Raw genomic sequence first — 7650 nt, 5'->3', positions numbered from 1 at the left:
TGAAATTGAACGTTATTTTCTTCGCCTAAAACGTTTTCGAAGAATTTTTACGCGTTATGATAAACTTGATATTATGTTCTGTGGTTTCATCTATTTCGCTATGATTATAGATGCAATTTTTTGTGTTAACAGACTCTAGCATTGCGATCAGCGCAAAGGATAATTTTACACAGGCAATCACTACCATGCGGAATGCGAATTCCTCGTTTAATAAAGATTTGACCGGAACACTCGAAAAACTGAATGAACTGAACCGGAACAAGATCACGTTAAAAGTTGATACGGACAGGGCAAAGTCGGAACTGAAGGCGGCGGAAAAGCAGTTTTTGGCAACCGGAAGTGCCGCCGACAAAATGGCAATGGAAATCGCTTCCGAAAAATACGAAAACGCACGCCGGAATCTTGACCTTGTATCGAAGAATGCGCGGCAGGCGGAAAGGGACATTCTGAACATGACCGACGCGGTTAGCAAGGCGGATAACCGGGCTGGTACCGGAAAAAGCACGGGAATTGCGGGGGCGGTCAGCGCGATTGCGCAGGCGGGGCTTACAAAAATGGTTGGTGATACCGTTTCCGTCATGGCGAATACGCTTGTAAGCAGCGCATATGGTTCCAATACAGGGACATTGTTTGAAAGCGCTTTGAGCGGCGCCGGTTCTGGGGCGGCAATAGGCAGCATGATAAGCCCGGGTGTTGGTACGGCAATCGGCGCGGCGGCGGGAACCGCAATCGGCGCGGTAAACGGGGCGGTTCAGAATTTTCAAAAAGAGGACGACGCCTTTAAATCTGTGGTTCAGGAAAGCTATAATACTATAAAGCAGAGCCAGTCTGAACTACTGGCTAGCGGAATAAATATTGCAGCTAAAAGGGAACAGGATATGGGATCCTTTACTACAATTCTAGGTGGTAGTGAAAAAGCAAAGAGTTTCCTTTCCTCAATTAGAGATTTTGGAAATAAAACTCCATTTGAATATGACCAGCTTACCGAATTAAGCAAAACAATGCTCAACTATGGTTATAAACAAAATGAAATAATTCCTCTGTTAGTAAAGGTGGGCGACACCGCTTCTGCAACAAAAATGAGCACCGAGGATATAAAATATGTAATAACAGCGCTCGGGCGAATGAAAATGACCGGGAAAACTACGATAGAATATCTGAATATGCTTCTTGACCGCCACATACCGGCTTTTGATTATCTTGCGGAGGCCTCCGGCAAAACTAAAGGGCAAATAGTTGAAATGGTATCCAAGGGACTGATTCCGGGAGAACAGGCTGCAAAAACAATAGCTGATTATATGGGAAAAGCGAACGAGGGTAGTATGGAATTGCAGTCGCATACATATAACGGTTTAAAAAGCAGTTTAGAAGATGCACAGGATGACCTAACAGCAGCACTAGGTCAAGGCTACATTGACGAAAGCAAAAAAGGCATTCAGGCACAAATCGACTGGCTGGGAGGAAAAACCGGAAGCGCGTTAAAAGAAGCTTATTCTATGCAGGGTAAATTCCAGGCCAGCCTTGAAAATATGCAAAAAGATTTAGAGCAAAGAGCTTTAACGGGCGTTGTATCAGGCGAAATAACCGGAAATTTCAGCGAAGAGAATAAAAGCCGCCTCAAGCAGTTAGCGGAAGATTATAAAAAATCTATGATGGAAGCGGCGAAAGGAAATGAACAAGCTGAAATTCAGGCGGCACAGGATGTAGAGGAAGCCAAAATTATCGCTGCCAATGAGTATAAAGCTACCAGAGGGTATCAATTGCAGCTAGAAGCTGATAAAAGCCTGATTGCCAGTATTCGGGAGGATACTGGGCTAAAATCGGAGTATTGGAACGCAGGATACACCATGCAGCAGGAATTTACAAAAGGATTAGGCTATAAGGCGAAAGATAAGATCGTTGGAATGCTGGGAATATCAAATGCAATAAAATCGCCCGGTTATTCCGGAATGGTCGGAGGAACGGGCAGCGCGCACTCTTCCGGCTATGTGGGGATGGTCGGCAGTTCACATGCAACCGGTTTGTTCCGCGTTCCGTATAACAATTTCCCCGCCCTGCTTCACGAAGGCGAAATGGTCAGCACCGCGGTAGAAGCGCGGTCCGCAAAAAAAAATCCGAGCGTTGTAATTTCCGGTAATTCTTTTGTTGTACGCGAGGAAGCAGACGTAGACAAAATTGCACGAGCGCTGGTGGAAAAGATTCAAAAGGCGGAAATGATAACTTGACGTTGCTTTATTTTTTTATTATGATATAATAGAAAATAATGGTATGGAGGGGGATTTATGAAAAAAGTAGTTGCTTTGCTATTATCTTTTATCTTGGTGCTTTCATTGACATCATGCAATACGTCTGGCTCAACATCCTCATTGACTTTATCTTCAAAGGAAACGTTATCTTCAGAAACATTAAGTAACTCAGAATCGAACAGTACAGAATTGGATACACCAAAAGGAATATCAGGTTCGAACTATATAGATGTTAAAGTGTCTCTTCAAAATCGCGGGTTTAAAGTAGTTCATCCTAAAGTATCAGAAGTTGGTAACATGCAAATTTATAATAATGAATGGGTCGATCCTGATACTGGAATTAATTTGTTCTGTGGTATGACAATTAACGCAAATAAGGAAGTTGTGAGCGCTTCTTTTGGGGCAGAAAACATATCGGGAAAAGATAAAAAAACGTTTGAAACTGTCGCGAATAGCTACCTAAAATTCTGTTCAACCATGCCATACAATGAATCAAAGCCAGAAGAAATAAAAGCTTGGGTGGAAAAGAATATATCGGTAGCAGAATCAAAGCCGCAAAAACAAATTGGGGATGCTGAATTTCAACTCAGCAGGTCTACCGGAGCAATTATATTAACAATTACAAAGAGTCAAAATAACGAATCAAATAATGCAAACTCAAGCGAAGAAGTCTTCGAATATATCAATCCACCGAAAGATTAATAGACGGGATTAGCGACTGCCAAACGGCGGCCGCTTTCTTTATGCCATTTTTTTGAAGGGGGGGGGTTGTATGCTTCGCCGGATTATTATAAAAAACACGGAACTGAACAGCGAAATGGCACTTCCGGTCACGCCGGAGAAATTCCAGATCAGCCATGGGATAAAAGTGGAAACTATTAATATCCATACCGTCGGTGACGTGAATATTGCCGGATACCCTACGCTGGCGACGATTAAAATCGATTGTATGTTCCCGGCGCGGGCATACCCGTTTTGCAATTTTACCAATATGATATCTCCATATGACTATGTAAAGATCTTCCTGAATTATTGCGACTATCATCCGCTGCTGCGATTCGTGGTTTCCGGAACGCCAATTAATATACCGGTTATAATGGAATCCATCGATTACGGAGAGCGGGATGGCTCAAACGATGTGTACGCTACGCTGACGTTTCGTGAAAAAAGAATCCTGACAGCGGTGCAGTCCGGAACAACCACAAAAAGCGGGAATTTGAGCCGGAGTTACAGCGCGGGCGCAACACAGAGCAAGACAAGCAGTTGCAAAGTCGTGAAAGGCGACACGCTCAGCGCAATTTGCCGGAAATATTACGGCGATTCCAGCCTTTACGCCAAGCTTGCAAAGTACAACGGGATTAAAAACCCGAACCTAATTCGCATCGGGCAGATTATTAAGCTGCCGCCTGCCGCGCAGCTTTAATTTCGGACGGTTTTGGGGGTGATACAAATACCAAAGCTATTGCTTACAAATTCAAGCGGCACCATGGATATAACAGAGCTGGCGCCTACGATCACATGGTCCGGGGATTATCAGCAGCGTGCCCGCAGCCTTGATTTCGGCCTGCTTTCTTCTGCTACGGATAAAAGCATTCCGACGGTCAAATGCGAACTCGGGAACGCGGTTACGCTGATGGAAGGAAACACTACCCTGTTTGAAGGATATGTCTTTACCCGCCAGAAGGGAACGGAGAGCAGCATTATTGATATCGGGTGCTTCGACCGCGGATTCTATTTAAAAAGCAAAGCGTCCTACAAATTTACGAACGTAACGCCGGAAGCAATCACACGCCGCATTTGTACGGACTTCGGGATATCCGCGGGCGAAATCGTTTCCACCGGTTTTAAACTGAGCCGCAATTTTTTGGGGTGCAGCCTGTACGATATTGTCCAGACAGCCTACACTTTGGCTTCCGCACAGACAAAGAAAAAATACCACTTGGTGTTCCGAGGGAAACAGCTCTGCGTTGTGGAGAAAAAGGCCAATGAGAATACGCTGGTGATTGAGGGCGGGTCAAACCTGATGGACGCGACCGTATCCGAAAGCATTGAAAATATGGTGAATCAGGTTGTTATTTACAACAAGGAAGACAAGCTGATTAAAACCATGAAGAACGCGGAGGCAATCAAACTGTACGGCGTAATGCAGGATTACCTGAAACAATCGGATAAAGAGGACGTGACCGCGCAGGCGCAGAAACTGCTGAATGATAACGGGGTGGAACAAAAAATCACGTTAAATAACCTTGGGAATATCGCGAACGTCACCGGCGGGACGGTGGTTGTCCGCGAACCGTACACAGGCCTTTACGGCCTGTTTTTTATTGATTCCGACGTTCACACTTGGAAAAACGGTCTGTATCTGAATAAGCTGGTAGTCAATTTTAAAAACATAATGGACGAGAAAGACGTGGGTTCATTGCCAAATAAAACCGGAAAGAAAACGGCTTCAAAATCAAAGAAAAACAAGAAGAAAACGACTTCCGGGGAAACTTGGCAGTATATTAATCCTCCGGGGTGATTTAGTTGGAAGATAATCCGTATGTGAAAATAGTACAGCTTGTCCGGAATCAGGCGGATAGGCAGATCCCCACGCTCTTCCGGCTGGGGACGGTCATCAGCCCGAATCCGCTGAAAATCGATGTGAGCAGTACGGTTCAGGATGAAGGCGCACTATTCAAAAACGCGGCATTGGGGGAATTGGAATCAGGGGATTCCGTATTGCTGGTTACTTTGGACGGTGACCAGCATTTCATTATTCTTTGCAAGGTGGTGGGAGTATGAGCCTGTTTCCGATCATACAGCCGCAGGCGGCGGACGTGGATACAGAATTACCGTTCTACCGCGAGGTAGCCTGGGACTATGAAAAGAACGCGCCGATCTGGAAAAACGGGAATCCCGTCATGCTGGAAGGGAAAGAAGCCGTATATGTCTGGGCGTGGAATGCCCTGCATACGCCGCGCTTCCGGTATGAAATTTATACATGGGCATATGGGAACGAGGCGGAATCCTTAATCGGCCAGAATTATTCCGACGAGTTAAAGCAGGCGGAGGGAATCCGGTACGTGCGGGAATGCCTGTTAATTAATCCGTACATCACCGATGTTCAAAACACCTCGGTTTCCTTTGCGGACGGAATACTTACCATTGCCTGTACGCTGGTTACCGTGTACGGGGAGATTGACTTAAATGGGGATGTGAATATCAATGTATGAAGAAATTACGCCGGAAAGCATAAAAGAAGAGATCCTCTCGAATATCACCACAGTAGACACGCGCGAAGGCAGCTATACCAATAATCTGATCAGCCCGGTTGCGCTGCAAATTTGGAAAGTGTATCAGGGCATGAACGCCCTGCTTCCGATTGCCTATGTGGACGAAACGTCCGGGGAATACATCGATAAGCGGGCAGGAGAACACGGAATCACGCGGAAGCCGGGAACAAAGGCACACGCGAAGCTGACGTTCACCGGGTCGGACGGTACTGCTATCCCGGCCGGGACGGTGTTTTTAACGCCCGATGGGTTAGAATACATTACCTCGGACGACGTTACAATTACAGAAGGAAGCGCAACTGCAACGGCCGCCGCAGCAGAGGTTGGAGAAGCCTATAACGTCCCTGCGGGAAGTATTGTAAACCAGTACAACAGTATCAGCGGATTAACGTCGGTCACGAACGTGGAGGCCGCGACTGGGGGAACTGACCCGGAGAGCGATAAAAGCCTTGTTACCCGGTACTATAATTACCTGCAAAAACCGGTGACCAGCGGGAATACGCACCACTACGAACAATGGGCGCTGGAAGTAAACGGTGTGGGCGCGGTTAAGGTTACGCCGTTAGCAAACGGACCTGGTACTGTGGGAGTTATGATTGTAGGGCCGGAAAAGCAGCCGGTTTCCGCAGAGGTTGTTTCCGCATGCGCCGCACACATTGAAGAACAACGCCCCATCGGCCCGCTTGTCATAGTGGAAAGCGCTTCTGCATTGAACATTGACGTATCCGTTACCGTAACGACGGATACCAGCACGACGGCGGCACAGGTGCAGAAAGACTTTTCAGCGAAGCTGGATACTTACCTGAAAAGCATTGCGTTTGTAAAGTATCAGGTGCTGATCAACCAGATCATCTATATTTTAATGGGAGTTGACGGGGTGACGGACTTCTCCAGTCTGACAGTAAACGGAGGCGCAGAGAATATCACGATAGCTGCAAATCAAGTACCCGTGCTCGGAACGGTGGTGGTTAACTGATGGCGTTGATTGATCTGCTTCCGCCAAATTACAAAGGGAGCGAGCCGGACGTTCAAATTCAAGCCGCGCTGAATGCGCAGGTGCAAAAACTGATGGACGCAAAGGATGACCTGCTGTTGCAACTGAACGTCCAGACGGCCACGTGGGGCCTTGATTTGTGGGAAAAGGTACTGGGATTGGCAACCGACGTTTCAAAGCCGTTTAGCTTCCGCCGAAGCCGGATTGAAAGCAAGCTGCGATCGCAGGGTGTTACTACAAAGCTTATGATTCAAAACGTAGCGGAGAGTTTTTCAAACGGTATTGTCGAAATCATCGAACATCCTGCGCTGTATTCGTTTGACGTTAAATTCATCGGTACGCTTGGAATCCCGCCGAACATGGATGACCTGATAGCGGCTATTGAGGAAATCAAACCGGCGCACCTTGCCTACTCGTTTATTTATACTTTCATCACATGGGATAAGGTAGAAGCGTATAGCCATACGTGGGATGAATGGGACGCCTTAGGCCTTACATGGGATGCATTTGAAACATATAAGGAGGATACATAATGCCAAGTGCGAACAAAACACCAAATTACGGCCTGAACCAATGGCAAGGGAATGAATATCCAAAGCGGACTGATTTTGTAGAGGACAACGCGATCATAGATCAAAAATTAAAAGAAATAGACGGCAAAGCTTCTTCCGCCATCCAAGGCGCCACTATCGCAGGTAAGCCGATCATAAAAGACGGGGCAACATTAAAAATAGACGCCCTACCAATCTATAACCACGGTTATACGCCAACGGACGCGGATACGTGCTTTGAAATTGGAATCCATAAATGTGCTAGTTGGACAAACGTGCCTATAGTGCAGGATTCTCAAGGTACACTAATTGTGCTACCATATGCGCCGTGGCCAACGAGCAGCGCAGAAGGATGGCAAGAACAGATATACTTGCCTATTAATGGTGTGGGTGGATTACCTGGTACAATTTACAAACGCAAACAAAACCAGTCAAGCTATAGTTCGTGGATTAATATTGCCGATGGCGGTCATGCCGCAAGCGCAGATTTTGCCTCCGGCTCTACAACGCAGGATAGTAACCCGGTCAAAATCCAAGAAACTGCCCCGTCCGATACAACCGCATTATGGGTTTGGTAGGTGATG

General features: G+C 46.5%; 9 protein-coding genes. All 9 read left to right on the top strand.

Annotated features, from left to right (window positions below; genetic code table 11):
• Positions 1-122 precede the first annotated feature (122 nt).
• The 9 genes from P9B68_RS05800 to P9B68_RS05760 all read left to right on the top strand — a co-directional run bounded on the left by P9B68_RS05800 (position 123) and on the right by P9B68_RS05760 (position 7644).
• Entirely contained in the window at positions 123-2225 is a 2103-nt protein-coding gene (locus P9B68_RS05800; protein ID WP_277668646.1) for a tape measure protein, read from the top strand.
• Between the two features lie 57 nt (positions 2226-2282).
• Positions 2283-2948, top strand: coding sequence for a hypothetical protein (locus P9B68_RS05795; RefSeq protein ID WP_277668645.1), 666 nt, complete (start codon positions 2283-2285; stop codon positions 2946-2948).
• A 70-nt stretch (positions 2949-3018) separates the two neighbouring features.
• Positions 3019-3669 (top strand): LysM peptidoglycan-binding domain-containing protein, encoded by a 651-nt coding sequence (locus P9B68_RS05790; RefSeq protein ID WP_135661148.1) that lies wholly within the window; start codon positions 3019-3021, stop codon positions 3667-3669.
• Positions 3670-3687: 18 nt separating this feature from the next.
• Positions 3688-4767, top strand: coding sequence for an XkdQ/YqbQ family protein (locus P9B68_RS05785; protein WP_243113039.1), 1080 nt, complete (start codon positions 3688-3690; stop codon positions 4765-4767).
• A gap of 5 nt (positions 4768-4772) precedes the next feature.
• On the top strand, positions 4773-5030 hold the full coding sequence (locus P9B68_RS05780; protein ID WP_135661149.1) for a hypothetical protein: 258 nt from the start codon (positions 4773-4775) through the stop codon (positions 5028-5030).
• The gene (locus tag P9B68_RS05775) at positions 5027-5461 is read left to right on the top strand and encodes a DUF2634 domain-containing protein (protein WP_135661150.1); all 435 of its coding nucleotides are present in this window, start codon (positions 5027-5029) and stop codon (positions 5459-5461) included. Before P9B68_RS05780 ends, P9B68_RS05775 begins: the two co-directional genes overlap by 4 nt.
• The gene (locus P9B68_RS05770) at positions 5454-6497 is read left to right on the top strand and encodes a baseplate J/gp47 family protein (RefSeq protein ID WP_135661151.1); all 1044 of its coding nucleotides are present in this window, start codon (positions 5454-5456) and stop codon (positions 6495-6497) included. Before P9B68_RS05775 ends, P9B68_RS05770 begins: the two co-directional genes overlap by 8 nt.
• Positions 6497-7048: a YmfQ family protein gene (locus tag P9B68_RS05765; RefSeq protein WP_207669586.1), complete on the top strand. Its 552-nt coding sequence runs from the start codon at positions 6497-6499 to the stop codon at positions 7046-7048. Before P9B68_RS05770 ends, P9B68_RS05765 begins: the two co-directional genes overlap by 1 nt.
• Positions 7048-7644 carry a hypothetical protein gene (locus P9B68_RS05760; RefSeq protein WP_277668644.1) on the top strand — a complete coding sequence of 199 codons (597 nt, stop codon included), beginning with the start codon at positions 7048-7050 and terminating at the stop codon, positions 7642-7644. The genes P9B68_RS05765 and P9B68_RS05760 overlap by 1 nt, the downstream gene beginning before the upstream one ends.
• The last annotated feature ends 6 nt before the right edge of the window (positions 7645-7650 follow it).

The sequence above is a fragment of the Caproiciproducens galactitolivorans genome, assembly GCF_029266045.1.
Classification (GTDB): Bacteria; Bacillota; Clostridia; order Oscillospirales; family Acutalibacteraceae; genus Caproiciproducens; species Caproiciproducens galactitolivorans.
The sequence above is the reverse complement of the archived record's forward strand: the minus strand, read 5'-3'. Positions and strand labels throughout refer to the sequence as shown.